Source organism: Treponema endosymbiont of Eucomonympha sp. (assembly GCF_001028545.1).
In genome coordinates this window covers 1-990 of the sequence record NZ_BBPW01000222.1, presented here as the reverse complement: position 1 = coordinate 990, position 990 = coordinate 1, and the positions used below count along the sequence as shown (strand labels likewise).

Below are 990 nucleotides of genomic sequence, written 5' to 3'. Positions count from 1 at the left end.
ATCGGAAACATTCCGAACACACGGTCGCGGTCGCTTTCGATGTCCTTGTCCCGGCGCATGTAAGCACCCAGGCGAAGATTGTCCTCGACGCTCAGCGGTCCGAAAATCTGGCGGCCTTCGGGCGACTGCGTCATGCCGCGCTGAACCCGCCGATGCGGCTTGAGGCGATCGATGCGCTCGCCCAGAAAGCGGATTTCGCCGGCCGTAATCGGCTGAACGCCCGATAGCGCCCTGAGCAGCGTCGTCTTTCCCGCGCCGTTGGAGCCGATCAGGGCGACCACCTCGCCTGCCCGCACGGCAAGGTTGACGCCGTGCAGCACCTCGATCCGGCCATAGGCGCTGCGGAGGTTGGCAACTTCAAGCACGGGCCGCCTCCTTCGCTCCGTGTTTGCCGAGGTAGGCTTCAAGGACCGCCGGATTGTCACGCACCTCCTGCGGCTTGCCTTCGGCGATTCGCTTGCCGCGATTCAAAACAAGAATGTGGTTCGAAATCTTCATCACCAGCTTCATGTCGTGCTCGACGAGAACGACCGCGATGCCCTTGGCCGCAACCCGCCGGATCAGTTCGTCGATCTCCTCGGTCTCGACGGGATTGCAGCCGGCCGCGGGCTCATCGAGCAACAACACGCGCGGTTCGGAGGCCAGCGCGCGCGCGATTTCGAGGCGCTTGCACGCGCCGTAGGACAACGATCCCGCTGCCACATCCGCGCTGGCGCGCAGTCCAACCTCGTCGAGCAAGGCAAGCGCCGCATCGCGCGTCTCGGCGTTTTGCCGCGTCACCGATGGCAGGCGGAACAGGTCCGCGAGCAGATTGCAGCGCTCCCGGAGATGACGGCCGACCATGACGTTCTCCGCAGCCGTCATGCGCTGGAATATCTGGAGGTTCTGGAAGGTGCGCGACATGCCGCGCGTTGCGAGCTTGTCGGGCGTCAGTCCTGTGACATCCTCGCCCGACAGTTCGACCTGCCCCTGAACCCGCTCCTAGACCCC

General features: G+C 64.6%; 2 protein-coding genes and 1 pseudogene. All 3 read right to left on the bottom strand.

The annotated features are described in order from the left end of the window. A partial coding sequence (locus tag AWU74_RS14260) for an ATP-binding cassette domain-containing protein (RefSeq protein ID WP_162504927.1) occupies window positions 1-365 on the bottom strand: 365 nt, incomplete at its 3' end. After that, window positions 358-498 (bottom strand): ABC transporter ATP-binding protein C-terminal domain-containing protein, encoded by a 141-nt coding sequence (locus AWU74_RS14255; protein ID WP_498067486.1) that lies wholly within the window; start codon window positions 496-498, stop codon window positions 358-360. The genes AWU74_RS14260 and AWU74_RS14255, both read right to left, overlap by 8 nt. A gap of 117 nt (window positions 499-615) precedes the next feature. Further along, window positions 616-960: pseudogene (locus AWU74_RS14250) on the bottom strand (ATP-binding cassette domain-containing protein); the annotation flags it as partial. Window positions 961-990 lie beyond the last annotated feature (30 nt).

Bases quoted from the DNA above. Each gene is read 5' to 3' on its own strand.
- AWU74_RS14255 (WP_498067486.1), bottom strand. From the start codon at position 498: ATGAAGATTTCGAACCACATTCTTGTTTTGAATCGCGGCAAGCGAATC.